Below are 26,252 nucleotides of genomic sequence, written 5' to 3' on the forward strand. Positions count from 1 at the left end.
TTCAGCCTCCCCATTGGAACAACGGCAGCTGCAGCTTCAGCGCCCACCAGAACACCACCACCGCGATGAAGCACATCGCGAGCGCCAAGAGCAGCGCCTCGGTCAGCGTGTTGTCGCGGTCGCCCAGCGCCGAGATGAACACGATGGCGAAGGTCGCCGGCAGCAGGCCGCCGTATTCGCCCAGCAGCAGGAACGACAGGATGCCCGCGATGATGCAGATGCCGCCGCGCATGTCGGGCATGCCGCCCGGATGGCCGTGCGACACGGCCTCGGTGCTCGCGGGTTTCTCACCGCGCGCGGAGATGGCGATGAGCAGGCCCGTGAGCGCCAGGAGACCGCCGAGCGCGACCGGGAAGAAGCCCGGTCCCATGTGCGCGAGCTCGCCGACGCGGTAGCCGATGCCGGCATAGACGGCTGCCAGGCCGATGACCACGAGCAACGCGCCGCCGTAGTAATCCTTCTTGAATTGGGGTGCGGGCCGAAGCGCGTGCGAGGCCGGATCTTCACCGTGCGGGTGCATTGAGTCTCCTTCGATTTGGAAGGAGCGCAGTCTAGAAATCGAGGCTTTCAATCGCCTTTCGATACGAGTGCGAAAGGCCTCTGGAGCTTCAAAATACGTGTAATTGCGTACCGCGCTACCCCGCAGAAACCCTAGGTAAAACGGCCAATGGGAGCTTGAGGATCGCGCGGAGGCCGCCGCCGTTCGGGCGCTCGGGCATGTCGGCGCTGTCCAGTTCGATCTCGCCGCCGTTGCGCCGCGCATAGCCGCGCGCGATGGCCAGGCCGAGGCCCGCGCCTTGCGTGGCGGCGTTGGCGGCGGGGTCGCGGTGAAAGCGCTCGAACACGCTGTCGCGCCGCTCGGGCGCGATGCCCGGGCCGCTGTCGCACACCTCGGCCAGCGCGTGCGAGGCCTCGCGCCGCACGGTCACCGTGATGTTGCCGCCGCGCGGCGTGTACTTGATGGCGTTGTGCACGAGGTTGGCGAGCACCTCGTGCAGCTCGGCGCCGTTGGCCTCGACGGGCAGCACGGGGGGCGCGTTGTCGTCGTCGCTGTCGCCGTCCAGCTTGTCCTGCGCCTCCGGTTCGCCGCGTGCATCGACCCAGCCCAGGTCCTGGTCGTGCTCGCGCGCGAGCGGCAGGTACTGCAGCACCACGGCGCGCGCGATGTCGCTGAGGTCGACCACCGCGGGCTCGGTGCCGCCCGTGATTTCCTCTTCGGTCGTGGCATGCGCCAGCGCCAGCAATTGCTCGCTCAGGCGCCGCGTGCGCGCCAGCTGCGCGACGATCGCGTGCAGCGATTCGCGCATGCGCGCCGGGTCGGTCTCGCGCACCGCGTAGCCCGCCTGGATCGACAGGATGCTCAGCGGCGTGCGCAGCTGGTGCGAGGCATCGGCCAGGAACTGCGACTGCTCGGCCACCATGCGCCGGTGGTCCGCGATGTGGTGGTTGACCGCGTCCACCAGCGGCACCACCTCCTGCGGCACGCCGCTCGCGTCGAGCGGCTTCAGGTCATCGCGCCGGCGCTCGCGCAGCGACCGGCGCAGGCGCTCCAGCGGACGCAGCGTCCAGGCCACGCCCAGCCACACCAGCACGGCCATCACCAGCACCATGCGCGCGTCGCGCAGCAGCTCCTGCTCGAGCGATTCGTTCTGCGCCTGCAGGCGCGGGCCGGTGCCCTCTGCGGCCTGGATGAGCACGCTGTACGCGGTGCCGGCGTGGGTGTTGTCGTAGACCGTCTGGCGCAGCGCGGCCACGCGCACCGGGTGCTGCTCGTGCACCGCGTCGTAGAACACGGGCGTGCCGTCGGGCGGGCGCTCTGCGGGGCGGGGCAGGCCGGGCACGCCCATGAGCGTGGTCTCGGGCGCGTTGGTGTCGAGCGTCTCGCCCTTGGGAATGCGCTGCACGCCGACGTGCAGGTACTTGTAGCGCAGGTGCGTGGACTCGAACATCGCCTGCACCGAGAAGGCCTCCTGCACCCGCACGCTGCCGTCGCTCGCGACCACGATGCCGTTGGCCAGCGCCTGCACGGGCTCCAGCAGGCTCTGGTCGTAGGCGAGCACCAGCGAATCGGTGAGCGTGCGGTAGTCGTTCCAGCTGTCCAGCGCCAGCAGCGCGACGATGCCCGGCAGCAGCAGCGCGAGCAGGCGCGCGCGGATGCCGAAGCGCCGCGGTTCGGTCCGCAATTCAGGCCGCTGCGGGCGGGGCGCCTGGGGGTCCATCGGCAATGCCCTCGAGCATGTAGCCCAGCCCGCGCACGGTGACGATGCGCACGTCGCTGTCCGCGAGCTTGCGCCGCAGGCGATGCAGCACGACCTCGATGGCGTCGGGCCCCGCGGTGCTGTCGTTGGTGAACACCTTGGCAAAGAGCTGCGACTTGCCCACCGGCGCGCCGCTGCGCATCAAGAGCGCGGTGAGCGCGGCCTGCTCACGCGGCGTGAGCGACAGCAGCGTGCCGCGCAGCGTGAAGGCGTGGCTCTCGCTGTCGTACGAGAGCGAGGCGCACTGCAGCCGCGGATGCTGCTTGCCGCGGCTGCGCCGCACCAGCGCCGCCAGGCGCGCCTCCAGCTCGACCAGCTCGAAAGGCTTGGTGAGGAAATCGTCCGCGCCCAGGTTCAGGCCACGCACGCGGTCCTGCAGCGCGCCCTGCGCGGTGAGGATGAGCACGGGGGTGCGGTCGTCGGCATCGCGCATGTCGGCCAGCACGCTCAGGCCGTGCTTGTCGGGCAGGCGCAGGTCCAGGACGATGGCGTCGTATTCGGTGCCGGCCATGAAGGCCTCGGCGGTGCGCGCATCGGGCGCGTGGTCGGCGACGAAGCCGCTCTGGGTCAACGCCCGGACGAGCCACGAGGCCATGTCCAGTTCGTCTTCCACCAGGAGGATGCGCATGAGGGATTGCCGGTTATTTCTTCAGGCCGCGGCCCAGGTCGATGTCTTCCGAGGCGCGTGCGCTGGCATCGGCCGCGCGCGCGCTCAGGTCGGGCGCCAGGGCGCGCCGGCCGTCGAACACGAAGCAGTCGCCGTGGTAGTGCGCGCCGCCCACGTCCTCGAAGTATTTGAGGATGCCTCCTTCGAGCTGCAGCACGTGCTCGATGCCTTCCTCGCGCATGAGGATCGCGGCCTTCTCGCAGCGGATGCCGCCGGTGCAGAAGCTCACCACGGTCTTGCCCGCGAAATCGGCGCGGTGTGCTTTCAGCGCGGGCGGGAATTCGGTGAACTTGGTGATGCGCCAGTCGATCGCGCCGTCGAATGTGCCTTCATCGACCTCGAAGTCGTTGCGCGTATCGAGGAGGGCGATCTCGCGGCCTTCGTCGTCGTGGCCCTGGTCGAGCCAGCGCTTGAGGGTGGGCGCATCGACGCCGGGGGCGCGGCCTGCGGCCGGCTGGATGGCCGGGTGGTCCATGCGGATGATCTCGCGCTTCTGCTTCACCAGCATGCGCCGGAAGGGCTGCGCGGCGGACCAGCTTTCCTTGGTCTCGAGGTCGGCGAAGCGCGCATCGGCGCGCAGTTCGGCCAGGAAGGTATGGATGGCGTCCGGCGGCCCGGCCAGAAACAGGTTGATACCCTCGGGCGCCAGCAGGATGGTGCCCATGAGGCCCAGGGCCTGGGTGCGGGCACGCAGGTCTTCGCGCAGCACGGGGCTGTCGTCTATGGCCACGAATTTGTAGGCCGCGATATTCAGAATCTCTTGCACGGGGCGCGATTGTAGGGATTGCCAACCCACATCGTGGGGTGGCGGTTTCTACAATGGCGGGATGTTTGTTCACCTGCGCCTGCACACCGAATTTTCCGTCGTCGACGGCACCAACCGGATCGACGAAGTCATCAAGGCCGCCGCTGCCGACAAGCAGCCCGCACTGGCCATCACCGACCTGAACAACCTGTTCGGGGCGGTCAAGTTCTACAAGCAGGGGCGGGGCAAGGGCGTGAAGCCCGTCATCGGCGCTGAAATCTTCATCGAAGGGCTGGGCAAGGAGCCCGGCGTGCTCACCCGGATCGTGCTGCTGGTGCAGAACACCGAGGGCTACCTGCACCTGTCCGAGCTGCTCGCGCGCGCGTGGACGCAGAACGTGGGCCGCGGCCAGTCGCAGGCGGCCTGCAAGCTCGAATGGCTCGAAGAACTTTCGGGCGGGTTGATCGTGCTCTCGGGCGCGCAGGCGGGGCCGCTCGGCGTGCCGCTGCTGCAGGGGCAGGAAGAGCGCGCCGCCGAGCTGGCGCTGAAGTTGGCGGGCATGTTCCCGCACCGTTTCTACATCGAGCTGCAGCGCGCAGGCCGCCCGGAAGACGAGCCGCACGTGGTCGCCGCGGTGAAGCTCGCGGCGCGGCTCAAGCTGCCGGTGGTCGCCACGCACCCGGTGCAGTTCGCCGAACGGCAGGACTACGAGGCGCATGAGGCGCGCGTGTGCATCTCCGAAGGCGAGATCCTCGGCAACCCGCGCCGCGTGCGCAAGTTCACCGAAGAGCAGTACTTCAAGTCGACCGCCCAGATGCAGGCCCTGTTCGCCGATGTGCCCAGCGCGCTGGCCAACACGGTGGAGATCGCCAAACGCTGCAACCTGACGCTGGTGCTGGGCAAGCCGCAGCTGCCCGACTTTCCCACGCCCTTCGTGAGCGAAGGCGTGCGCATGCCGATCGACGACTTCTTCCGCCAGGAATCGTTCGAGGGGCTCGAAGTGCGCCTCGCGCACCTCTATCCCGATGCGGCCAAGCGCGATGCCGAACGGCCGCGCTATGTGGAGCGCCTGGAGTTCGAGATCAACACGATCCTGAACATGGGCTTCCCCGGCTACTTCCTGATCGTGGGCGACTTCATCAAGTGGGCCAAGGAAAACGGCTGCCCCGTGGGCCCGGGCCGGGGCTCGGGCGCGGGCTCGCTGGTGGCCTATGCGCTCAAGATCACCGACCTCGACCCGCTCGAATACAAGCTGCTGTTCGAACGGTTCCTGAACCCCGAGCGCGTCTCGATGCCCGACTTCGACATCGACTTCTGCCAGGGCAACCGCGACCGCGTGATCGACTACGTGAAGGACAAGTACGGCCGCAACGCCGTGAGCCAGATCGCCACCTTCGGCACGATGGCCGCGCGCGCCGCCATCCGCGACGTGGGCCGCGTGCTGGACATGAGCTACATGTTCTGCGACGGCATCAGCAAGCTGATTCCGAACAAGCCGGGCATGTCGGTCACGCTGCAGTACCCGCCCGAGAAAAAGATCGAGGGCGACAAGAACAACTACGCCATCGAGATGGAGCCGCAGCTCGCGCAGCGCATCGAGAAGGAAGAAGAAGTGCGCATGCTGGTCGAGCTCGCGCAGAAGCTCGAAGGCATGACGCGCAACATCGGCATGCACGCCGGCGGCGTGCTCATTGCGCCCGGCAAGCTCACCGATTTCTGTCCGCTCTACCAGCAGCCGGGCAGCGACTCGGCCGTGAGCCAGTACGACAAGGACGACGTCGAGGCCATCGGCCTGGTGAAGTTCGACTTCCTGGGGCTCGCCACGCTCACCATCCTGGAGATCGCGAAAGAGTTCATCGTCGCGCGCCACAAGGGCCAGGAGGACTTCGCGTTCGAGAACATTCCGCTCAAGGACGCGGCCACCTACCGGCTCTTCTCCGAAGGCAAGACGGAAGCGGTGTTCCAGTTCGAATCGCGCGGCATGCAGGGCATGCTGAAGGACGCGCGGCCCACGCGTCTGGAAGACCTGATCGCGCTCAACGCGCTGTACCGTCCGGGCCCGATGGACCTGATCCCCAGTTTCGTCGCGCGCAAGCACGGCCGCGAAGAGGTGGAGTACCCGCACCCGGCCGTCGCCGAGATGCTCTCGGAGACCTACGGGATCATGGTCTACCAGGAGCAGGTGATGCAGACCGCGCAGATCCTGGGCGGCTACTCGCTCGGCGGCGCCGACCTGCTGCGCCGCGCGATGGGCAAGAAAAAGCTCGAGGAGATGGCCGAGCACCGCGAGAAATTCCGCGCGGGCGCACTCGCCACGCACGGCATTCCGCAAGACAAGGCCGACGAGATCTTCGACTTGATGGAGAAGTTCGCGGGCTACGGCTTCAACAAGTCGCACGCCGCCGCCTACTCGCTGCTCGCGTACCACACGGGCTGGCTCAAGGTCCACTACACGGCCGAATTCTTCTGCGCCAACATGACCGTGGAAATGGACGACACGGACAAGCTCAAGCTGCTGTTCGAAGACGCCCAGAAGAACTTCGGCATCACCTTCGAGCCGCCGGACGTGAACCGCGGCAACTACCGCTTCGAGCCGGTCACCGACCGGGTGATCCGCTACGGCCTGGGCGCCGTCAAGGGCACGGGCCAGCTCGCGGTCGAGGCCGTGGTGCGGGCGCGCGAAGAGGGCGGGCCGTTCAAGAGCCTGTTCGATTTCTGCGTGCGCATCGACCGCCAGCGCATCAACAAACGCACGGTCGAGGCGCTGATCAAGGCCGGCGCGTTCGATGCGATCCAGCAGAACCGCGCGGCGCTGATCGCCTCGCTGGACCGCGCCTTCGATTTCGCCAGCGCGACCGCGGCCAACGCCTCGCAGGTCGACATCTTCGGCGACTGCGAGCACGGCTCGGCCACCGCCGAACCCGACCTGGTCGATGCCACGCCGTGGGGCGTGAAGGAGCGCCTCACGCTGGAGAAAACCGCCGTCGGCTTCTACCTCTCGGGCCATCTGTTCGACGAGGTCTCGCACGAGGTGCGGCGCTTCTGCAAGCGCGAGATCGGCGACCTGCTCGACAGCCGCGACCAGCAGGTCATCGCGGGCATCGTGAGCGACTTCCGCGTGATCAACGGACAGCGCGGGCGGCTCGCGATCTTCAAGCTGGACGACAAGTCCGAGTCCATCGACGCGACGGCCGACGAGGCGCTCATCAACGCCAACCGCAACACCTTGAAAGATGACGAGCTCGTCATCGTGAGCGGCCGGCTGCAGCCGGCGCGCGGCGGCTTCGAGGCGCGTTTTCAGGTGCAGCAGGTGTGGGACCTGGCGACGGCGCGCTGCCGCTTCGGCAAGTTCCTGCGCGTGGCGGTGAACGGCAAGGCGCCGGACATCGCGCGGCTGGTGAAGGACTTTCCGCCGCGCACCGAGCAGACCGAGGTCGGCGATCTGGTTCAGGGTTTGCCGGTGCGCCTGTCGATGGCGCGCGGCGGCGCGCAGGTCGAGCTGCAGCTGGGCGAGCGCGCCAAGTTCTTCCCGACCGATGCCGCGCTCGCGAGTTGGACGGCACAGGCGGAGGCGGGCAAGGCGCTGATCGTCTACGAGTGAATGGCCCCTGGCTTTTTGGGGTCGTGGAACGTTTGGGCGTACTGCGCGTCCATCTGTTTCTTCACAACCAGGCTGTTCGAGGAGGAACGATTGCCATGACCCATCAAAAGACCAAGACCCTGAAGACCGCCGCGCTCGCACTCGGCATGTCGCTGGCGATGTCCGCCGCCTTCGCCCAGTATGCCGGCCCGAGCAGCGTGCCGACGATGACGGTCAAGCAGCTGCTGGACACCGGCAAGGACGACCAGCACGCCACGCTGCGCGGCTTCATCGTCTCGCACGACGGCGGCGAGCACTACACCTTCGCCGACGACACCGGCCGCATGAAGGTGGAGATCGATGCCAAGCACTTCCCGCCCGGCGTGAAGATCGACGACAAGGTGCGCGTCGAGATCTCGGGCGAGTTCGACAAGGACCTCGTCGGCAAGGCCGAACTGGACGTCAAGCGGCTGAGCCTGGCGCGCTGACCGCCACGGCGGCGGGGGCTTCTTCCACCGCCGCCTTCTTGCCCTTCTTCCGCAGCGCCAGCTCGATCTGCTCGAGCACGGCCTCCGGCGCGTGCAGCCAGTCCTTGGCCAGCACCTGCACCACCTGCCAGCCGAACGCATCGAGCACGCGCGGACGCGAGACGTAGCGCTCCAGCACGTTGCGGTTCTCGTAGTGCGTCGCGGTGTCCACGAGGATGCCCAGCGCATAGTGCCCGGCCTCCGGCGCACGCAGCGCGAGGTCGCAGCGAAAACGCGACTGGCCCACCTGTTCATCGACCGCATGGCCGCGCGCACGCAGCGCGGCCGCGAGCTGCGCCGTCACTTCGTCGGCGCGCGCATGCGGCGCGCTGCTGCCGCGCGTGAGCGGATTCATGCCCTCGAGCACGCGCCGCGCGGTCGCCGAATCGCCGCGCGACAGGCACTCCGCATAGCGCAGGAACTGCTTGAGCGCCGCGGCGCCTTCGTTGTGGTCGTTGGTGATCGCCTCGTGGCGGATCGTGGAGACCACGGCCATGTGGTGCCGCGCGCGGCTGAAGATCACGTTGAGCCGCTTCTCGCCGCCGCGCTGGTTGATCGGGCCGAAGTTCATCAGCATGCGGCCCTCGGGGTTCGGGCCGTAGCAGATGCTCAGGATGATGATGTCGCGCTCGTCGCCCTGCACGTTCTCCAGGTTCTTGATGAAGAGGCCGCAGAACTGGTCGTCTTCCTCGCGCACGTACTCGGCTTCCAGCCGCGCGGCGAAGTCGCTGTCGATGGCGCCCAGCGCGTCGAGCTCGGCCTCGATCTCGGTCTGCTGCGCTTCCGAGAACGCCACGATGCCCAGGCTGCGCCCGGTCTCGCGCTTGAGCAGCTCGCGCACCAGCTGCGCGATGTGGCGCGCCTCGCCGTCGTTGATGCGGTTCTCGTACACCGCATCGGTCACGCGGTGGAAGCTGATGGCGCGCGAGAGCAGGGCGTCGACGTTCGCGGCCACCGAGGCATCGGTCGGGTTGCGCGATTGCACCAAGATCTCCTCGCGCGCATCCGAAGGCAGGCTCCGGTCCGGAATGGTGAAGAGGTTGCCCGCATAGAAGGCCGCGTTCGAAAAGCCGATCAGCGACTCGTAGCGGCTTCGGTAGTGCCAGGCGAGCAGCGTGGCCGGCAGGTTGCGCGCGCCCTGGTTCAGGAGGCTGTCGGCATCGAGCACCACGGCGATGCGGTCGCCTTCGTCTTCGACGGAGACGGTGTCGTCCTCGGGGTCGCGGCCCGAGGAGAAGAAGCTCGTCGGCGGCAGCTGCATCTCGTCGCCCACCACGATGATCTGCGGCGCGCGGTAGAGCGCGGGCACGGCTTCTTCCACCGGGATCTGGCTCGCCTCGTCGAAGATCACCACGTCGAAGAGGTCGGCCGCGAGCGGCAGCGTGTCGGACACCGAGAGCGGGCTCATGAGCCAGATCGGCTTCATGTCGCGCACCACCTGCCCGGTCTCGCCTGAGGCGAGTTCGCGGATCGCCTTGTAACGCATGGTCTTGCCGAACTCGTGCTCGAGCTCGCGCCGGCCCGCGTTGTAGCTCTTCTTGAAGAGCTTGCCGCCGGCATCGAGCTGGCTCGCGGGGAGGGCGCTGGTGCGCACGTGCGCCCGAAAGCGCTCGCGCACCGCGGCGGCGAGCGTGCGGGCATTGCGGTCGAGCAGCTTGCGCTCTCCCTCGGCCAGGCGCTGCGCATGGCGCGCGAGCGCGGCACTGTCGAAGCGCGGCAGCCAGCGCTCGGTGCGGTAGACGCGCTCCAGGCCTTCGCGCGCGACGGCGTATTCGATGGCGTCGGGTGCGAGCGGCAACGTGCGCAGCGCCTTGGCCAGGGCCGGGTCGGCATCGGCCAGTTCCTGCAGGTGGGGCAGCACGCTCGGCAGGGAGTCGGCCTGCTCGCGCAGCGTGCGGGCCAGCGCTTCGAGCGCGGCCAGCGGCTGCGCGGCGGGGTCGTCCAGCAGGTCGCGCCACAGGGCATCGAGCGCGTCGGTGCGCTCGCCGAGCGCCGCGAGCCGTTCGACGTTGCGGCTCGCGCCGGACTCGGTGCGCAGGTGCGCGTGGAAGGCCGCGCGCACACCGTTGCCGGCGGCATCGCCGCGGCGCAATGCATCGAGCTGCTGCACGAAATCGTCGGGGTCGGTGCAGCCGTAGGTGGCCTCGATCTGCGCCGCCTGCTTGCCGACGGCCGCGCGGGCCGTGTGCTCGGCCAGCAGTTCTTCGAGCACCTGGCTGGGCTGCGGGCGGACGGCGTGCTTGGCGAAGTTATAGCGGCGCTTGAGTTCGCCCGACAGGCGCCACCACGAAGGCTGCAGCCACCGCAGCAGCGAGCCCTGCTGCGCCTTGGCTTGGGCGAGGCCGGCTTCGGTATCGCCCGGCGAGAACCTGTCGCACCAGTGGTTCGTGCGCTCGAGGGCCTCCTTGAGCACCTGCTGCAGCGCGCGCCGCTGCGTCATCGCCTCGCCGAACGCGAGGCTGGTGGGGTGCGCGGTGTCGAGCAGCGTGAGATGCCCGCGCGCGGCCAGTGCGGCCACGCGGCGCGCATCGGCCACCACGGCCAGTGCGTCGCCCCACAGCGTGGGCGCGTCGCCCAGCGGCGGCCAGGCGTCGGTCAATGCATCGCGGTGCGGGCCGGTCTGTTCCGCCGCGCGGTCGCCGAGTTCGACCAGCCGCGCCAACGGCCGCTCCTGCCGCAGCAACGCGGGCGCGAGTTGGGCGAACGCATGCGCCGAGAGGTACGGCACGTCGAGGCTTTCGGTGACGGCGAGGTGCAGGCGCGCGACCAGGTCTTCATGCCGGCGCCATGCCGCGAAGGCCGGCAATGCTTCGGATTGCAGCGGCGTGAGTGCCGGGTCGTGCGGCTTGAGCGCGATCAGCCGCGCCATCAGCGTGCGCACCGCCACGGCCAGGTGCTCGGGCGCCTCGCGCATCGCGGCGTCGAAGCGTTCGAGCGCCTTCAGGTCCGCGTCCATCGTGTCGACGAGCTGCGTGCGCTCGCGGGTCTCGGCCTCCAGCTCCTCGGGCGCCGCGAGCCAGTGCTCGTAGGTCTTCTTGAGGTTCTGCACGAAGGCTTTCTTGTCGCCCTGCGAGTCGTGGATCATGCAGCACAGCTCGTCCAGCCCCTGCTGCCGCAGGCGATGGAACACCACGTCGATGGCGGCGCGCTTCTCGCAGACGAACAGCACGCGCTGCCCGCGCCCCACGTAGTCGGCGATGAGGTTGGTGATGGTCTGCGACTTCCCCGTGCCGGGCGGGCCCTGGATGATGTAGCTGGTGCCGGTGCGCGCGAGCGCGACGGCGGCGGTCTGCGTGGCATCGGCCTGCACCACGGGCCACTGGTCGGCCAGCGGCAGCGCGGCGGGCGTCTGGGCATCGACCTGGCGCGGCTGCAGCGAGAACACGCGGTCGAAGGCGTCGCTCGCGATCTCGGTCTCGCTCAACGCCGAGTAGTCGCGCACCAGCGACATCTTGCGGTGGTTGAAGTTGCCGAGCGTGACCGAGGTGAGGTCCACGTCCCACTGGTAGGGGTTGCCGCTGCTCTCGTGCAGCGAGTAGGTCTTCTGTTCGGTCTGCGCGGCCGTGGACGCCATCTGCGGCGCGCGCGGCAAGGGGCGCGCGCCAACCGCATCGCGCAGCGACAGCGGAACCGGCCGCACCTTGGCGTGAAAGAGCTGCAGCCCGAGCGGGCGGAAGTCGTCCTTCGCATAGCTGAAGTCCTGCGCCGCCACCGGCTGCGCGCCGGGGTGGCGCACGCGGGCGCGCCGCTTGAACTGTTCGAGCCGCTGGCGCGCTCGCTGGTGGATCAGCTCGATCTCGGGCTGCTTCACCAGCCGCAGCTGCACGCCGGGCTCGGTCGTCGCGATCTGCGCGGCCAGCTGGGCGTGGAACTGCTCGATGGTGGTTTCGCGCAGGTCGATGCTCTCGGGCAGCACGATGCCGTAGAGCTGGCGCAGGTGGTGCCGGAGCGTCGGGTTGACCTGCGCCTCGCTCGAAGCGGCTTCGAGCAGGTACTGGTCCTTCACGCCCTTCTTGCGCGTGAGCTCGACGGGCAGCATCAGGAGCGGTGAGGCGATGCGCTCGGCCCGCTCGGCCTCTCCCTCTTTCAGGTTGTGCCAGCGCAGGAACGCGATCACCAGCGACAGCTGCGAGAAGCCGTATTCGGAGCGGTCGCGCCGCGCCTCCTGCAGGATGCGGTCGAGCGCACCGGGCAGGTAAGGCTGGTCCTCGAAGCGCAGCCAGCGCGCGAGCGGCACGGGGTCGCAGGTGGCGATGTCGCTGGCGAAGCGGCCGTCCCAAATGCACAGCTGGTCGACGCGGATGTTCTTGATGTCGACCACCAGCGGCACGCTCGCCACCGTGAGGTTCACATGCGTCTGGCTCGGCTTGAAATGCAGCAGGCGGTTGCGGCGCGAGAGGTCGAAGAGCCGGTCGCGCAGGTGCACGCGGATCGCCTGGCGGCGCTGGCCCGCGCCGTCTTTCGCGGGCGCGATGCGGTCCAGGCCCAGGTCCAGCGGCTGGTCGCGGTAGGTTTCCAGGCGCCGGATCACCGAGGGCAGGTCGCGCGCGCGCTCGTGGCGGTCGAGCGCGGTCATCTCGCCGATCACCGCGCCCACCACGGGGTGCAGGCGGCGGTTGAGCGCGAAGAGATTGCCGCGGTTCGCGACGAAGCGGCCGAGCTCCTCGCTGTCGGTGAAGTCCAGGCCGCACGAGAGGCTGGCGAGCACCTGGCCGAGGCAGAGGATGTCGGTCAGCGCATCGTGGTGCGCGAATCGCAGTTCCCACGCGGTGTAGCCGGGCAGGTAGACGGGGCGCGTCGGCAGCGCGTCGGGCGCGGCGTCGGCCATGAGCGCGAGGTTCTCGACCGAGACGCCTTCGTCGGCATCGAGCGTCACGCGGTGCTCGCCGACCACGCGCAGCACGGAGGCGGCGGGTGCTTCGAGCGGCGCGATGGCTTCGCGGTTCTGGCGCGGGTCGGCGCCTTCGGGCTGGGCCAGCACGAGGGCGGGCGTGTCGTCGACGCGGTAGGCGAAGGCGGTGCCGAGCGCGGCGACCTTGCCTTGCTCGTGCAGGGCGGACACTTCGCGCAGCAGCGGCAGCACGAGGCTGAGCACATCGTCGGTCTGCAGGCCGCCGTGGGCGTCGGCGGTGTCCAGCAGTTGCAGAAGAGGGGCGACGGTGGCGTTCATGCGGAGGCGCCTTGCAGGTGTTGGGCGGCCGCCTTTTCGAGCAGCGTGGCGGCGTCGCGCTTCACGCGGGTGAGGCTACGCTTGGGAAAGCGCATGTCCTTGACCACGCGCTCTTCGAGTTGCGTGGTGCAGCCCATCGCTTCGGCGAGACCGAGCGCGGCGGCGAGGGTGACGTCGTCCAGGTCGGGATCGGCCGCGACGAAATCGACCAGCACGCTGGCCAGGTAGTCGTGCACGCCGGCCGGCACCGGCGCAGGTGGCGGCATGGGCGCCGAGGGCGGCGCGAAGTTCGGGAAGAAGCGGCGTGCGTGGGCCAGCAGCGGTTCGGACTGAAGGAACGGGCGCTGCAGCAACTGGGCGATGGTCTCGTGCGTCAGGGCGTCGGCGCGCTGCTGGCCGAGCAGGTCGAGCGTGGCGATGTCCAGCGGGCCTTCGAGCGCGCCGGCCAGCCATTCGTCGGCCTCGGGCTGGCGCTCGGTCCACAGGCGCAGCGCCCGCGCCCGCACGAACACCTCGGGGTGGCTGGTGCCGCGCGTCTGGAGTTCGGGCGCGGCGCAGATCTCGTCGGCCTGCCGCAGATAGCTCGCCGCGTTGACCTGGGCGAGGCCCGTCTGTACCTTGACCAGCGCGGTCACTGCGGGTTCGAGCGCCTCGCAGGCGATGCAGGCGCCGCGGTCGGCGAAGGCCTCGGTGTAGAGGCCGTAGCGCCGCGCCGCATGCAGGTGGCTCGCATCGGCGCGCGAATCGGCCGCCGCGGCCTGCAGGATGCGGTCGACCACGTGATACTTGCCGCCGTCGCGCTCCCACAGCAGGTAATGCGCCAGTTCATGGCCGAGCACGGCCTGCAGCTCGGCGCCCTGCAGCCGCTCCATGAGCGGGCCCGAGAGCACGATGTGCGCTTCGCCGGGCAGGAAGAAGAGCGTGGCGTTCATCGTGCCGTCGCCCGCCTGGTAGAGCGTGACGCGCGCCGTGATGCCCATGCGCCCGATCACCGCGTTGCAATGCCCGTGCAGCTCGGGGTGGGCGTCGGCATCGAGCCGGTACGAATTGCGCAGCAGGTCGGCGCGCACGGCCGCGGCATGCTCTTCGCGCGCCTCGGCGGAGGAGGCCCAGCGCCAGACTTCGGGCTCGTTCGCCTGCAGATGGGCGGCCAGGGCCTGCTGGTAGGGGAGCGGGGTCAGGTCGTCGAGGCGAACGGCGGGAGCGGCAGGAGGGGTTGCGACCATGTCAGGAGCGCCAGGCAATGAATTGCTGACGATCCTAAACGAGCGGGATGGCCCCCATAAGCCATCAATGCCCCATCAGTGCGCCATCGACGCCACCGGCAGGTCGGGCAGCACGTTCAGGATGCGCAGCGTCTGCTGCACCACCTGGCTGAACACGGGCGCCGCGACCAGGCCGCCGAAGTACTTGCCCGCGCCGGGCTCGTCGATCATCACCGCGACGATGATGCGGGGCTTGTCGATCGGCGACATGCCGGTGTACCAGGCGCGGTACTTGTTGCTCGCATAGCCCTTGCCGACCTGCTTGTGCGCGGTGCCGGTCTTGCCGCCCACCGAGTAGCCCTCGGTCTGCGCGAGCGGCGCGGTGCCGCCGGGCGCGGCGGCCATGTGCATCATCTTGCGCACTTCGCTCGCGACCTGCGGCGAGAACACCTGCACGCCGGGCGGATCGGTGTCGGTGCTTTTGAGCAGGCCCACCGGAATGACCTCTCCGTTGTGCGCGAAGGCCGTGTAGGCGTGCGCGATCTGGAACAGCGACGCCGACAGGCCGTAGCCGTACGACATGGTGGCCTGCTCGATCGGCCGCCACGACTTCCAGGGCCGAAGGCGCCCGGTCACCGCGCCGGGGAAGGGCGTCTGCGGCTTCTGGCCGAGGCCCAGCGAGGTGAACGAGTTCCACATCTCCTGCGCCGTCATGCGCTGCGAGATCTTGGTGGCGCCCACGTTGCTCGATTTCTGGATCACGCCCTGCACGGTGAGCACGCCGAAGTTCTCGTCGTCGTGGATGGTGGCGCCGGTCACGGTGATGCGGCCCGGGTTGGTGTCGATGATGGTCTGCGGCGTCACGCGGCCCAACTGCAGCGCGGTGGCGATGGTGATCGGCTTCATCGTGGAGCCCGGCTCGAACACGTCCGTCATCGCGCGGTTGCGCAGCTGCTCGCCGGTGAGATTGCGGCGGTCGTTCGGGTCGTAGCTCGGGTAGTTGGCCATGGCGAGCAGCTCGCCCGTCTGGGCATCGACCACCACCACGCTGCCCGCCCGCGCCTTGTTGGCAACCACCGCGTCGCGGATCTTCTCGTACGCGGTGAACTGCACGCGGTCGTCGATGCTCAGCTGGATGTCGTGGCCGTCGGTCGGCGGCACCTGGTCTTCGGTGTCCTCCACGATGTGGCCCAGGCGATCCTTGATGACGTGGCGCGAGCCCGCCTTGCCGGCCAGTTCGCTGTTGAAGGCGAGCTCCACGCCTTCCTGCCCGATGTCCTCGACGTTGGTGAAGCCGGCCAGGTGCGCGGCGGCCTCGCCCTCGGGGTACTGGCGCCGGTAGTCGCGGCGCAGGTACAGCCCCTTGATGCCGAGATCGGTGATCTGCTTGCCGACCGCGGTGTCGACCTGGCGCTTGATCCAGACGAAGCTCTTGTCCTCGTCCTCGAGCTTCTTGTCGAACTCCTTCTGCGGCATGCTGAGCAGCTTGGCGGCCTGCTTCAATTTGGCCTGCACGGCGGGGTCGTCGCGCTCGATGTCCTCGGGAATGGCCCAGATGCTGGGCGCCGGGATGTCGGAGGCGAGGATCAGCCCGTTGCGGTCGAGGATGCGCCCGCGGTTCGCGGGCAGCTCCAGCGTGCGCTGGTAGCGCACCTCACCCTGGTGCTGGAAGAAGTCGTGGTTGAAGACCTGTACGTAGGCGGCCCGGCCGGCCAGCAGCACGAAGCCGAAGGCGATGCTGGCCACGATGAACTTGCTGCGCCAGACGGGGGTGGGACTTGCGAGGAGCGGACTGCTGCCGTAGCGGATTCGGCCATTGGGATTCATGCGTCCCGATTATCGAGTTCCGGGTGACGTGTCCGTCACCCGGAAGGCCCTCGTTTTCTTAGCTGCGCGTTAGATGCGCGCTGAACCGAATCTACTTGGGACGCAGCGTCACGATGAGCGACGGAAAAATGCGCCCGTCGATGTCGCGCGGCACTTTTTCGGTCTTGTGCAGGCCGCGTTCGGCGGCTTCGTCCCAGGCCGGCAAGCCGCTCGATCGGGTGAGCTTCACGCCGACGATGGTGCCGTCGGGTGCGAGATTCACTGCGAACTCGGCGGCGGGGTTGCCGTCCACGGTGCTGTTGTCGAAGGTGATGTTGGGCCTGACCGCCGCGGCGATGCGCCCGGCATAGCCGCTCGATGGGCCCGAGGAGCGCAGCGCATTGCCCTTGGCGTCGTCGGCACCGCTCGCGCCCGCAAGACCTTGCATGCGCTTGAGCGTCGCCGCGCGATCGGCCGCGGCCTGCTTGGCGGCAGCTTCGGCCTTCTTGGCTTCGACCTGCTTGGCGTCGGCTTCCTGCTGCTTCTTCTGCTCGGCGAGCTTCTGTTGCTGTTCCTTCTTGCGCTGGGCTTCGTCCTCGGCGCGCTGCTTGGCTTCGAGCTCTTTCTTCTTTTGCTGTTGCTGCTGCTCGAGCTCGCGCTCCTTCTGTTCCTTCTGCTCCTTGAGCTTCTTCTCGCGCTCCAGGGCGATGTCGGGGGCCTTGGGTGCGGGCGCAGGCTCGGGGGCCTTGGCGGCGGGAGGAGGCGGCGGCGTGGGCGCAGGCGGGGGCGGCGCGGGAGCGGGCGTCGGCGCCTCCGGTGCGGACAGGCGCGGCGCGGCCTGTTGCACCGTGGACGACCACAGCTCCGCATCGACGGCGCCTTCGTCGGCGTCGCTGCGCCAGCGCACGCCCCACGTCAGCGCCGCGATGAGCAACGCATGCGCGATGAGGGCGAGCACCACGGCGCGCGGCGTGCCGCGCTGCGGCGGGGGCGCGAACTCGGGGCGATCCAGTGCGAGCGACATGCCTTATTTGCCGCCCGTGGTCGTGACCGACAGCCCCACGCGCTCGATGCCGCTGCGCTTGAGCTGGTTCATCGCCTTCACGACGGTTTCGTACTTCACCGTCTTGTCGGCGCTGATGACCACGGGGCGCTCGGCGTCGCCGCCCTGGGCCTGCTTGGCGGCCGCGCCGATCTGCGTCATGGGGATCGACGTGCCGCCGGTGCCGGTGGACGGGTCCTTCTTGATCTGCACCTCGTCGTCGCTCTTGATGACGATCTCGATCGGCTTGTCGGGCTGCTTGTTGGCGCGGTCGACCGAAGGCAGGTTGATCACGCTGGGCGTGATGAGCGGCGCGGTGACCATGAAGATGATCAGGAGCACCAGCATCACGTCGATGAACGGGACCATGTTGATCTCGTTGATCGTGCGGCGTCCTCGGCCCCGGGATGAAACGGCGGGCATGCGCTGCTATCCGTTCAACGGTTGGCCGGAGCCACCGTGGTGGCTGCGGCGGCGGCGCCCGGGTTGGCCGAGAGGTTGCGCTGCAGGATGTTGGAGAACTCCTCGATGTAGGTCTCCAGGGCGATGGCGATCTTGTCGATCTCGCGGGCGAAGCGGTTGTAGCCGACCACCGCGGGAATCGCTGCGAAAAGGCCGATGGCCGTGGCCACCAGCGCTTCGGCGATGCCGGGCGCCACGGTGGCGAGCGTCACCTGCGCCAAGGCGGCCAGGCCCGTGAACGCATGCATGATCCCCCAGACCGTGCCGAAGAGGCCCACGTAGGGCGAGACCGAACCGACGGTGGCCAGGAACGAGAGGTTCTGCTCGGCCGCGTCCAGCTCGCGCTGGAAGCTCGCGCGCATCGCGCGGCGGGCGCCGTCCAGCAGCGTGGCGGGATCGCTCACGTGGCGCTCGCGCAGCTTCTGGTATTCGCGCATGCCGGAGGCGAAGATGCGTTCCATGGGGCCCGCGAACTTGGCGTTCTGGGCGGCCGAGGCGAACAGCTCGTTCAGGCTGGTGCCCGACCAGAACTCGCGCTCGAAGTCGTCGTTCAGGGCGCGCATGCGCCGCAGCGCGAAGTACTTGCGGATGATCGCGGCCCAGCTGGCGATCGAGACGATCACGAGCAGCAGCACGACCAGTTGCACCACGAAACTGGCGTGGAGCAGGAGGTTGATGATGGAAAGATCTTGGTTCATGGCTTGAAAGGTTGAGTCATGGAGCCGCCGTAGTGCTCGAGGGTTCCCGAAACCTGGGGCGGTATGCGTATGGGGCGCAATGTGGCGGCATCCACCCACCCGATGCGGATCGTGCCTTCGCACAGCAAGACCGGTTCCGGGGCACCGGTTCGCTCTTGCTCTGTTTTTGATAGCACTTGCTGTCTGATTATCAATGACGCGGTGCCCAATTGTTGGACATCGGCGGTCACCAGCAGTTCGTCGTCCAGGCGCGAGGGCCGATGGTATTTGAGCTGCGTTTCGCTCACCACGAACTGGCCGCCGGTTTCGTCGCGCAGCTTGCGCTGCGCGATGCCCAGGGAGCGCAGCCACTCGGTGCGCCCGCGCTCCATGAACTTCAGGTAGTTGGCGTAGAACACGATGCCGCCGGCATCGGTGTCTTCCCAATAGACGCGGATCGGGAACGCGTAGCTCACCGCCATGCTCCCGTGCGCTGCCCTCTGGCGCGAGCTGGCTTGGGGCGGCGCGGCGCGGCGCTCATGAAGCCCGGTTCTCGGCCATCGCCCGCAGGCGCTCGACCGATTCCTTCAGGTGTTCCATCGAGCTCGCGGTGGAAAAGCGCACGAACTTCGCCGTCTCGGCCGTGCCGAAGTCGCGCCCGGGCGTGACGGCGACGTGGGCGCGCTTCATGGTCTCGAAGGCGAAGTCCCAGCTGCCCGAGATGCCGAGCTTTTCGGCAAAGCTCGTGCAATCGGCCCAGGCGTAGAAGGCGCCGTCGGGCACCACGGGCACGTTCAGGCCCAGGGCGTTGAGTTGCGGAATGAACCAGTCGCGGCGCGCCTTGAATTCGGCGCGGCGGCGTTCGTACTCGGCGATGCTCTCGGCCTCGAAACAGGCGAGCGCGGCGTACTGCGACACCGTGCTCGCGCAAATGAAGAGGTTTTGCGCCAGCCGCTCGACCACCGGCACCAGCACCTCGGGCACCACCAGCCAGCCCAGGCGCCAGCCGGTCATGTTGAAGTACTTGCTGAAGCTGTTGATGCTGATGACCTTGTCGTCGATCGCCAGCGCCGTCTGCCCGAAGGCGTCGTCGTAAGAGAGGCCCAGGTAGATCTCGTCGATCAGCGTGATGCCGCCGCGCTGCGAGACCACCTCGTGGATGCGGCGCAGTTCGTCGGGCGCGATCGAGGTGCCGGTCGGGTTGGATGGCGAGGCGAGCAGCACGCCGCGGGTCTTGTCGGTCCAGGCGGCCTCGACCTTGGCGGCGGTGAGCTGGAAGCGCTCCTCGGCCGTCGTCGGGATGAGCACCGCCTTGCCGTCCGCAGCGCTCACGAAGTGGCGGTTGCAGGGGTAGCTCGGGTCGGGCAGCAGGATCTCGTCACCCGATTCGATCAGCGCGAGGCAGGCCAGCTGCAACGCGGCCGAGGCGCCGGCCGTCACCACGATGCGGCGGGCCGGCACGTCGACGTCGAAGCGCTCGCGGTACCAGCCGCTGATGCGTTCGCGCAGATGGTCCAGGCCCGTGGCCTGCGTGTACTGCGTGGCGCCGGCGCGCACGGCGCGAAGGGCGGCTTCCTGCACCAGCGGGGGCGCGGTGAAATCGGGCTCGCCGATGTTCAGGAAGATCATCGGCCGGTCGGTGTGCGCCACTTCGCGCGCCAATGCACCCGCAGCCTTCGCCACCTCCATCACATAGAAGGGCTCGATGCGCTCCGCGCGCGTCGAGATCCTCATGCCTTCGCCTTGCCGGAAGCGCGGTCGGCTTCCACCTCGAGCGGCCGGAACTGCGGCGCCAGGCCGTTGAGCACGGCGTTCACGTACTTGTGGCCGTCGGTGCCGCCGAATTCCTTGGCGAGCTCGATGCACTCGTTGAGCACCACGCGCCACGGCACGTCGGGGCAGTTCTGGAATTCGTACACGCCGATCCACATCACGGCGTGCTCGATGGGCGAGATCTCCTCGAACTTGCGGTCCAGCAGCGGACGGATCAGCGCGTCGAGCTGCTCGGCGTTGTCGATGGAGCCGTGCAGCAGCGCGTCGTAGTGCGCGGCGTCGGCCTTGTGAAAGCCCGCCAGGTCGCGCGTGAAGTGGTCGATGTCCGTCGGATCGTTGCGGCCCACCAGGTGCTGGTAGAGCGCCTGCAGCGCGAACTCGCGCGCGCGGCTGCGGTTGGACTTGGCCGAAGCCTTGCGTGCGCCGGTGCTGGTGAGGCCCGTGCGCGACTGGCGGGGCTTGGCGCCGCCTGCCTTGGTGGTGTCTTCGGTCATGAAAGGGTGGCCAGCAGTTGCGCCATCTCGACGGCGACCTGGGCTGCATCGCGGCCCTTGTCGGTCTGCCGCGCGACGGCCTGCTCGAGGTTTTCGGTGGTGAGGATCGCGTTGGCGATGGGAAGGCGGTAATCGAGCGCGATGCGGCTCACGCTCGCGCCCGATTCGTTGGCCACCAGTTCGAAGTGGTAGGTCTCGCCGCGGATGATGCAGCCCAGCGCGACCAGCGCGTGGTAGCCGCCGCGCTCGGCCAGCGCCTGCAGCGCCACGGGCACTTCGAGGGCGCCCGGCACCTTCACATGATGGATGTCGGCCGCGGCCACGCCGAGCGATTCGAGCTCGGCCAGGCAGGCCGATGCCAGCGCGTCGGTGATGTCGGCGTTGAAGCGCGCCTGCACGATGCCGATGCGCAGGCCCTTGCCGTTGAGCGCCGTCTGGCCCTTGTTTGAACCTTGCATGGTCTTCAGTCTTTCGTGAGGTAGCCGGCGATTTCCAGGCCGTAGCCCGCTGCCATGCTCGGCATGCGACGCGGCGTGCCCAGCAGGTTCATCTTGTGCACGCCGCATTCGCGCAGGATCTGCGCGCCGATGCCGTAGCTGCGCAGGTCCATGCGGCCGCGCTCGGGCGCTTGTGCGGGGCGCGCGGTGCCGTCGAATTGCGCGAGCAGCTCGCCCGCGGTCTCGCCGCAGTTCAGCAGCACGGCCACGCCCTTGCCCTCGGTCGCGATGTGCGAGAGGCTGGCGTCCAGGCTCCACGAATGCAGCGAGCGGTTGATCTCCAGCGCGTCGAGCACCGAGAGCGGCTCGTGCACGCGCACCGAGACCGTGTCCTCCGGCGTCCACGTGCCGCGCACCAGTGCCAGGTGCACGCCGCGGCTGGGCTTGTCGGTGAAGGCGTGGGCGGTGAAGGCGCCCCAGGCGGTTTGAATCTCGCGGCAGCCGACCTTCTCGACCAGCGATTCGGTGCGGCTTCGGTGCTCGATGAGCGCGGCGATGGTGCCGATCTTGATGCCGTGCTCGGCCGCGAAGATCTGCAGGTCTGGCAGGCGCGCCATCGTGCCGTCTTCGTTCATCACCTCGCAGATCACCGAGGCGGGCGAGCAGCCGGCCATGGCGGCCAGGTCGCAGCCGGCTTCGGTATGGCCGGCGCGCATCAGCACGCCGCCATCCACCGCCTGCAGCGGGAAGATGTGGCCGGGCTGCACCAGGTCGGCCGCTACGGCGTTGGGCGCGACGGCCGCCTGCACGGTGCGGGCGCGGTCGGCCGCCGAGATGCCGGTGGTGACGCCTTCGGCCGCTTCGATGGAGACGGTGAAGGCGGTCGAATGCTTGGCGCCGTTGCGCTGGACCATCGGCGGCAGTTGCAGCCGCTCGCACATCTCGCGCGAGAGCGTCAGGCAGATGAGGCCGCGTGCATGGCGCGCCATGAAATTGATGGATTCGGCCGTGATGTGGTCGGCCGCGATGACGATGTCGCCTTCGTTCTCGCGGTCTTCCTCGTCGACCAGGATCACCATGCGGCCCGCGGCCAGCTCGGCCACGATTTCTTCGACCGAGGCGATGGGGGCGGGGGCGCGTGCGGCGCTGGGGGCGGCGCCGATGGGCGTGACGGAGGCATTCATTCGGCGGTGTCCTTGGAATACGTGGCGGTCTGCGGGACCAGGACGCCGGCCTGGAGCATCCGCTCCACGTAGCGCGCCACGGTATCGATTTCGAGATTGACCTTCGAGCCGGCCGAAAGGCCGCCGAGGGAGGTGTTGTCCACGGTGTGCGGGATCAGGTTGATGCTGACCTCGGCGCCGTCTTCGATGTCCTTCACGCTGTTGACCGTGAGGCTCACGCCGTTGATGGTGATCGAGCCTTTGTAGGCCAGGAAGCGGGCCAGCGCCGGCGGTGCGACCACGCGCAGCTCCCAGCTCTCGCCGACCGGCTCGAAGAAGCTCACCGTGCCGATGCCGTCCACATGGCCCGAGACGATGTGGCCGCCCAGGCGGTCGCTTGCGCGGAGGGCCTTCTCGAGATTGATGCGGCTGCCCTCGTCGGTCAGGCCCGCGGTCTTGTCGAGAGATTCGGCGGAGATATCGATGGTGAACAACTGCTGCTCGGGGGCGAGCGTGGTGACGGTCATGCAGGCGCCGTTCAGCGCGATGCTGTCGCCCAGCCCGACGTCGTCGAGATAGCCGTCAGGCACCGCAATGCTGAGTCTTTTGCCGTAGGAGGAGGAGGTGCCGAGGTCGTGGATGGCGGCGATGCGCCCCACGCCGGTGATGATTCCGGTGAACATTCGCACATTTTCGCAGAGAACGGGGGGCCGTTCGGGGCAAACGCTAGAACCCGTCCCTTCCCGCCACCCGGGCCACGATGCGCAGGTCGGGGCCGAGCATGTCCACGGACTTGAATTCCAGGGGCAGAACGCCCGCCAGCGAGGTGAGCGGGCCGCCTGCGTGGAGCTGGCTCGCGATGTCCAGGCCGGTGCCGATCAGCTTGGGGGCCATGTACACCAGCAGCTCGTCGACGCAGCCTTCGCGCAGCAGCGAGCCATTGAGCTTGTGGCCCGACTCGACATGCAATTCGTTGACGCCGCGCGCCGCCAGGTCCTTCAGCATCGCGCCCAGATCGACCTTGCCGTCGGCGTTCGCCAGGCAGGTGACGGTGGCGCCGAGGGCCTCGAGCGCGGCGGCCTTGGCTTCGTTCCGCGCGGCCGCATAGATCCAGACGGGACGACCTGCTATGAATATGTGAGCGTCGGGCGGCGTCTGGAGGCGGCTGTCGACCACCACGAGGTGCGGCTGGCGCGGCGTCTCGACCAGGCGCACATCCAGGCGCGGGTTGTCTTCGAGCACGGTGCCGACGCCCGTGAGCACGGCGCTCGCGCGGGCGCGCCAGGCATGACCGTCGGTGCGCGCGGCCTCGGCGGTGATCCACTGGCTCACGCCGTTTTCGAGGCCCGTCTTGCCGTCGAGCGAAGCCGCCACCTTGAGTCGCACCCACGGCGTCTGGCGCACCATGCGGCTGAAGAAGCCGATGTTGAGTTCGCGCGATGCGGCGGCGCCGGGGCCGATTTCGACCTCGACACCCGCCGCGCGCAACCGCTCGAAGCCCTGGCCCGCGACCAGCGGGTTCGGATCGGCCAACGAGGCCACGACCCGCCCGATGCCGGCTGCGATCAACGCATCGCAGCAAGGGCCCGTGCGGCCATGGTGCGAGCAGGGCTCCAGCGTGACGTAGGCCGTCGCGCCTTCGACCGAATGGCCCTGCGCCGCCGCATCGCGCAGCGCCATCACCTCCGCATGCGGACCACCGGCCTTCTGCGTGTGCCCCTGGCCCAGCACGCGCCCTTCGGCATCGCACAGCACGCAGCCGACGCGCGGGTTCGGATCGGTCAGCAGCAGCGCATCGGCAGCGAGGCGCAATGCCGTCGCGATGTGCTGCGCGTCTTGTTCGTGTGAGGGCATGGGATGAGATGAACGGAAAAATTTAACACCGGTGCGTTTCGATCATACGAGCGGCATCCCGATGCGGATGAACGGTGCGCGTGCCGTCGCAAGCGGCCTCTACGCTCGAAGTTCGATGGCGGGAATAAAGAAGCAACACAAGTTGCAGCAGATCAGGGAGGACATCGAACATGGCTTCAAAGAAGCATCGGGCCGCGGGCTTTTCGCTCGTGGAGGTATTGGTTTCCATCGTCGTGCTGAGCGTGGGACTGCTCGGCATGGTCGGCATGCTGCTGGCGTCGGTGCGCACCGGCAATGAGACGGCGACGTTCACGGCGGCGCTCAACCTGGCGCGCGAGTTGTCGGAGAAGGCGCGCATGAACAAGGGCGTGGCCGCGCGCAACGATGCGGTCAATGCGTACCTTGTCGATGACTGGCGGGAAGGTGCTGCACCGGATGCCGCTTCTGGCGCTTTCACTGGCAGTGCCTGCGTGGGGTCCGGCGCGTCCTGCAGCACGGCCGACCTTGCGACGTGGGACATGGGCGAGTGGAAGCGCCGCATCGCCAAGGACCTGCCCGATGCGCGCCTGAGCGTGTGCTTCGACGAGGCGCCCTGGAATGCGGCGGCGGACGCGTACACATGGGCGTGCAGCGAGACGGGGCACACCCTGGTCGTGAAGCTCGGCTGGACGCCTCGCACGTTGCGAAGCGCAAAGGTGCAGCCGTCGGCGGCGCCGCGCCTGGTGATGCAACTGGTCGCGGGGCAGGCACACGATGGCCAGGCCGGTTCCTGATTCCATGGGCCACGCACGTCAGCGCGGCGTGACGCTGGTCGAGCTGCTGGTCGCCATGGCCATCGCGCTGGTCGTCGTGCTCGCGGCCACGGCGGCGTTCATCGGCAGCCAGCGGTTGTTCACGGTCGACGCCGACGCGCAGGCCGTGGAAGAGTCGCTGAGGTTCGCGGGCTTCGTCGTGCGGACCGTCGCGCGGCAGGCCGGCTATTCCGACTACGCGCCCGACTACCAGAGCCCCGATGGTGCGGCAACGGTCACAAGCGGCACGAACATGCCGGCACCGTCGAACGACCCGATGGACCTCGACATCGTGGGCGCGAGCGATACGCGCGTCAGCGGCGTCGGCGACAGCTACGGTGCGCACGGCACCCGCGGCGTCAACGCGAGCGATTCCCTGCGGGTCCGCTTTTTCGGCCGCAGCCGTCCGGGCGGCGATGGCACCGATCCCGACGGCGCCATGATCGATTGTATGGGTTTCGCGCAGCCCGGGCCCTCGGCGGACAAACCGGTCTCCGCCGACCGCGCCTGGAGCTTCTTCTACGTCGCCGAAGCCGCGGACAAGGAACCCGAGCTCTATTGCAAATACCGCGCTTCGAAGAACGGCCCGTTCCAGGCGCAGCCCTTGGCGCGCGGCATCGAGGTGTTCAAGGTGGTCTATGGCCACGACGCCGATGGCGACGGCGTTCCCGAGCAGTGGCTGGACGCCGCCCAGCTCGAGGCCATGGCCGCGTCGGAAGACAAGGTCGCCGACGAATGGCGCAAGGTCGTCGGGCTGCGCATCGGCATGGTGGCGCGCAGCGCGCGCGCACGAGGTGCTGCCCAGGAGGCGGAGGAGGTGCTCTATCCGCTGGGCACCGATTTCTCCGAGCTGAGTTTCAGGCCCCCAGCGGACGGCAGGCTGCGTCGCGTTTCGACCTTCACGGTCATGCTGCGCAATCCGATGAAGGGACGCGCGTCATGAGCCCGCGCTGTCGCTCACCGCAGCGGGGCTTCTCGCTGATTGTCGTGCTGCTGATCCTGGTCGTGGCCACCGTGCTGGGCGTCGGTGCGGCACAGGTTTCGCTGGTCAACGAACGCAGCGCCCGCAACGACCGCGACACCGAGGTGGCGTTCCAGGCCGCCGAAGCCGCCCTCATCGACGCCGAAACCGATGTGCTCGGCCCCAACGACGATACGCGGCAGCGGCTCTGTCTTTTCAATCGCCAGGACGTGACCGGCTTCGTCGACGGATGCGGCGGTGCCGGCAAGCAGCAGGGGCTGTGTGCACCCGCCGAACCGGGCACCGATCCGGTGTGGATGTCCGTCGACCTTTCAACCGACAGCGGACGGTCCGTTGCTTACGGCACCTTCACCGGGCAGACCTACTTCAGCGGCGACGCCGCCACGGGAATGCGAGCGGGCGCGCTGCCGGCCCGCGCACCGCGCTACATCGTGGAAGCCGTTCGCAGCCGCGGCGGTTGGCAGGCCAACGCGCTGCAGAGCGCGAGCGCCAAGGACGCCAGCTACCTCTTTCGCGTCACCGCCATCGGCTACGGCATGCGCGACGAGACGCAGGTCGTGCTGCAAACCAATTTGTACAAACCGGCGGCCAGTCCTGGTTGCCTTCCTCAAGACTGACC

The 26,252-nt window shown here is 68.6% G+C and carries 22 protein-coding genes; 5 read left to right on the top strand and 17 right to left on the bottom strand.

The features are described from left to right. Position 1 precedes the first annotated feature (1 nt). From JC881_RS19710 to JC881_RS19725, 4 genes are all read right to left on the bottom strand, one after another. Positions 2-520, bottom strand: a complete 519-nt coding sequence (locus tag JC881_RS19710) for a tripartite tricarboxylate transporter TctB family protein (protein ID WP_198787402.1) — start codon at positions 518-520, stop codon at positions 2-4. A 115-nt stretch (positions 521-635) separates the two neighbouring features. After that, entirely contained in the window at positions 636-2,219 is a 1,584-nt protein-coding gene (locus JC881_RS19715) for a sensor histidine kinase (RefSeq protein WP_198787403.1), read from the bottom strand. Then, the gene (locus JC881_RS19720; protein WP_198787404.1) at positions 2,185-2,886 is read right to left on the bottom strand and encodes a response regulator; all 702 of its coding nucleotides are present in this window, start codon (positions 2,884-2,886) and stop codon (positions 2,185-2,187) included. Before JC881_RS19720 ends, JC881_RS19715 begins: the two co-directional genes overlap by 35 nt. 13 nt (positions 2,887-2,899) lie before the next feature. After that, a complete protein-coding gene (locus tag JC881_RS19725; protein ID WP_198787405.1) occupies positions 2,900-3,691 on the bottom strand; it encodes a sulfurtransferase in 792 nt (263 codons plus the stop codon). Positions 3,692-3,752: 61 nt separating this feature from the next. On the opposite strand from JC881_RS19725, the gene dnaE reads away from it, so the two are divergent. Then, positions 3,753-7,271 carry a DNA polymerase III subunit alpha gene (gene dnaE, locus JC881_RS19730; RefSeq protein WP_198787406.1) on the top strand — a complete coding sequence of 1,173 codons (3,519 nt, stop codon included), beginning with the start codon at positions 3,753-3,755 and terminating at the stop codon, positions 7,269-7,271. 95 nt (positions 7,272-7,366) lie between these two features. Then, positions 7,367-7,738 (top strand): YgiW/YdeI family stress tolerance OB fold protein, encoded by a 372-nt coding sequence (locus JC881_RS19735; RefSeq protein WP_198787407.1) that lies wholly within the window; start codon positions 7,367-7,369, stop codon positions 7,736-7,738. Here the strand turns inward: JC881_RS19735 and JC881_RS19740 are convergent. The 13 genes from JC881_RS19740 to ribD all read right to left on the bottom strand — a co-directional run bounded on the left by JC881_RS19740 (position 7,713) and on the right by ribD (position 23,860). Continuing rightward, a complete protein-coding gene (locus JC881_RS19740) occupies positions 7,713-12,947 on the bottom strand; it encodes an AAA domain-containing protein (protein ID WP_233101916.1) in 5,235 nt (1,744 codons plus the stop codon). The genes JC881_RS19735 and JC881_RS19740 overlap by 26 nt on opposite strands. Then, positions 12,944-14,173, bottom strand: coding sequence for a SprT-like domain-containing protein (locus JC881_RS19745; protein ID WP_198787408.1), 1,230 nt, complete (start codon positions 14,171-14,173; stop codon positions 12,944-12,946). The genes JC881_RS19740 and JC881_RS19745 overlap by 4 nt, the downstream gene beginning before the upstream one ends. A gap of 75 nt (positions 14,174-14,248) precedes the next feature. Continuing rightward, on the bottom strand, positions 14,249-15,979 hold the full coding sequence (locus JC881_RS19750; RefSeq protein WP_198787409.1) for a peptidoglycan D,D-transpeptidase FtsI family protein: 1,731 nt from the start codon (positions 15,977-15,979) through the stop codon (positions 14,249-14,251). A gap of 91 nt (positions 15,980-16,070) precedes the next feature. Continuing rightward, entirely contained in the window at positions 16,071-16,982 is a 912-nt protein-coding gene (gene tolA, locus JC881_RS19755) for a cell envelope integrity protein TolA (RefSeq protein ID WP_198787410.1), read from the bottom strand. A gap of 3 nt (positions 16,983-16,985) precedes the next feature. Further along, positions 16,986-17,423: an ExbD/TolR family protein gene (locus tag JC881_RS19760; protein WP_093433361.1), complete on the bottom strand. Its 438-nt coding sequence runs from the start codon at positions 17,421-17,423 to the stop codon at positions 16,986-16,988. Between the two features lie 14 nt (positions 17,424-17,437). After that, a complete protein-coding gene (tolQ, locus tag JC881_RS19765) occupies positions 17,438-18,160 on the bottom strand; it encodes a protein TolQ (protein WP_093433360.1) in 723 nt (240 codons plus the stop codon). After that, positions 18,157-18,615, bottom strand: a complete 459-nt coding sequence (locus JC881_RS19770) for a YbgC/FadM family acyl-CoA thioesterase (RefSeq protein ID WP_198787411.1) — start codon at positions 18,613-18,615, stop codon at positions 18,157-18,159. Before JC881_RS19770 ends, tolQ begins: the two co-directional genes overlap by 4 nt. 61 nt (positions 18,616-18,676) lie before the next feature. After that, positions 18,677-19,873 carry a pyridoxal phosphate-dependent aminotransferase gene (locus JC881_RS19775; RefSeq protein ID WP_198787412.1) on the bottom strand — a complete coding sequence of 399 codons (1,197 nt, stop codon included), beginning with the start codon at positions 19,871-19,873 and terminating at the stop codon, positions 18,677-18,679. Next, positions 19,870-20,406: a transcription antitermination factor NusB gene (nusB, locus tag JC881_RS19780; protein ID WP_042580121.1), complete on the bottom strand. Its 537-nt coding sequence runs from the start codon at positions 20,404-20,406 to the stop codon at positions 19,870-19,872. The genes JC881_RS19775 and nusB overlap by 4 nt, the downstream gene beginning before the upstream one ends. Beyond that, entirely contained in the window at positions 20,403-20,864 is a 462-nt protein-coding gene (gene ribH, locus JC881_RS19785; protein WP_198787413.1) for a 6,7-dimethyl-8-ribityllumazine synthase, read from the bottom strand. The genes nusB and ribH overlap by 4 nt, the downstream gene beginning before the upstream one ends. A 5-nt stretch (positions 20,865-20,869) precedes the next feature. Next, a complete protein-coding gene (gene ribBA, locus JC881_RS19790; protein WP_198787414.1) occupies positions 20,870-22,027 on the bottom strand; it encodes a bifunctional 3,4-dihydroxy-2-butanone-4-phosphate synthase/GTP cyclohydrolase II in 1,158 nt (385 codons plus the stop codon). Then, the gene (locus JC881_RS19795; protein WP_198787415.1) at positions 22,024-22,689 is read right to left on the bottom strand and encodes a riboflavin synthase; all 666 of its coding nucleotides are present in this window, start codon (positions 22,687-22,689) and stop codon (positions 22,024-22,026) included. The genes ribBA and JC881_RS19795 overlap by 4 nt, the downstream gene beginning before the upstream one ends. A 43-nt stretch (positions 22,690-22,732) precedes the next feature. Beyond that, the gene (gene ribD / locus JC881_RS19800; protein ID WP_198787416.1) at positions 22,733-23,860 is read right to left on the bottom strand and encodes a bifunctional diaminohydroxyphosphoribosylaminopyrimidine deaminase/5-amino-6-(5-phosphoribosylamino)uracil reductase RibD; all 1,128 of its coding nucleotides are present in this window, start codon (positions 23,858-23,860) and stop codon (positions 22,733-22,735) included. Positions 23,861-24,030: 170 nt separating this feature from the next. Between ribD and pilV the strand changes: the two genes are divergently transcribed. Genes pilV through JC881_RS19815 form a run of 3 tightly spaced genes read left to right on the top strand, consistent with a single transcriptional unit; the run spans position 24,031 to position 26,250 of the window. Beyond that, positions 24,031-24,633, top strand: a complete 603-nt coding sequence (gene pilV / locus JC881_RS19805; RefSeq protein WP_198787417.1) for a type IV pilus modification protein PilV — start codon at positions 24,031-24,033, stop codon at positions 24,631-24,633. Between the two features lie 4 nt (positions 24,634-24,637). Beyond that, positions 24,638-25,594, top strand: a complete 957-nt coding sequence (locus tag JC881_RS19810) for a PilW family protein (protein ID WP_198787418.1) — start codon at positions 24,638-24,640, stop codon at positions 25,592-25,594. Then, positions 25,591-26,250: a pilus assembly PilX family protein gene (locus JC881_RS19815; RefSeq protein WP_198787419.1), complete on the top strand. Its 660-nt coding sequence runs from the start codon at positions 25,591-25,593 to the stop codon at positions 26,248-26,250. Before JC881_RS19810 ends, JC881_RS19815 begins: the two co-directional genes overlap by 4 nt. The last annotated feature ends 2 nt before the right edge of the window (positions 26,251-26,252 follow it).

Origin of the sequence: Variovorax sp. IB41, assembly GCF_016405905.1 — a bacterium.
In the GTDB taxonomy this organism is placed as follows: domain Bacteria; phylum Pseudomonadota; class Gammaproteobacteria; order Burkholderiales; family Burkholderiaceae_C; genus Variovorax.

Bases quoted from the DNA above. Each gene is read 5' to 3' on its own strand.
- JC881_RS19810 (WP_198787418.1), top strand. From the start codon at position 24,638: ATGGGCCACGCACGTCAGCGCGGCGTGACGCTGGTCGAGCTGCTGGTC.
- ribH (WP_198787413.1), bottom strand. From the start codon at position 20,864: ATGCAAGGTTCAAACAAGGGCCAGACGGCGCTCAACGGCAAGGGCCTG.
- ribBA (WP_198787414.1), bottom strand. From the start codon at position 22,027: ATGAATGCCTCCGTCACGCCCATCGGCGCCGCCCCCAGCGCCGCACGC.
- JC881_RS19735 (WP_198787407.1), top strand. From the start codon at position 7,367: ATGACCCATCAAAAGACCAAGACCCTGAAGACCGCCGCGCTCGCACTC.
- JC881_RS19715 (WP_198787403.1), bottom strand. From the start codon at position 2,219: ATGGACCCCCAGGCGCCCCGCCCGCAGCGGCCTGAATTGCGGACCGAA.
- nusB (WP_042580121.1), bottom strand. From the start codon at position 20,406: ATGACCGAAGACACCACCAAGGCAGGCGGCGCCAAGCCCCGCCAGTCG.
- JC881_RS19760 (WP_093433361.1), bottom strand. From the start codon at position 17,423: ATGCCCGCCGTTTCATCCCGGGGCCGAGGACGCCGCACGATCAACGAG.
- tolQ (WP_093433360.1), bottom strand. From the start codon at position 18,160: ATGAACCAAGATCTTTCCATCATCAACCTCCTGCTCCACGCCAGTTTC.
- JC881_RS19740 (WP_233101916.1), bottom strand. From the start codon at position 12,947: ATGAACGCCACCGTCGCCCCTCTTCTGCAACTGCTGGACACCGCCGAC.
- JC881_RS19815 (WP_198787419.1), top strand. From the start codon at position 25,591: ATGAGCCCGCGCTGTCGCTCACCGCAGCGGGGCTTCTCGCTGATTGTC.
- dnaE (WP_198787406.1), top strand. From the start codon at position 3,753: ATGTTTGTTCACCTGCGCCTGCACACCGAATTTTCCGTCGTCGACGGC.
- JC881_RS19750 (WP_198787409.1), bottom strand. From the start codon at position 15,979: ATGAATCCCAATGGCCGAATCCGCTACGGCAGCAGTCCGCTCCTCGCA.
- tolA (WP_198787410.1), bottom strand. From the start codon at position 16,982: ATGTCGCTCGCACTGGATCGCCCCGAGTTCGCGCCCCCGCCGCAGCGC.
- JC881_RS19710 (WP_198787402.1), bottom strand. From the start codon at position 520: ATGCACCCGCACGGTGAAGATCCGGCCTCGCACGCGCTTCGGCCCGCA.
- pilV (WP_198787417.1), top strand. From the start codon at position 24,031: ATGGCTTCAAAGAAGCATCGGGCCGCGGGCTTTTCGCTCGTGGAGGTA.
- ribD (WP_198787416.1), bottom strand. From the start codon at position 23,860: ATGCCCTCACACGAACAAGACGCGCAGCACATCGCGACGGCATTGCGC.
- JC881_RS19795 (WP_198787415.1), bottom strand. From the start codon at position 22,689: ATGTTCACCGGAATCATCACCGGCGTGGGGCGCATCGCCGCCATCCAC.
- JC881_RS19775 (WP_198787412.1), bottom strand. From the start codon at position 19,873: ATGAGGATCTCGACGCGCGCGGAGCGCATCGAGCCCTTCTATGTGATG.
- JC881_RS19745 (WP_198787408.1), bottom strand. From the start codon at position 14,173: ATGGTCGCAACCCCTCCTGCCGCTCCCGCCGTTCGCCTCGACGACCTG.
- JC881_RS19720 (WP_198787404.1), bottom strand. From the start codon at position 2,886: ATGCGCATCCTCCTGGTGGAAGACGAACTGGACATGGCCTCGTGGCTC.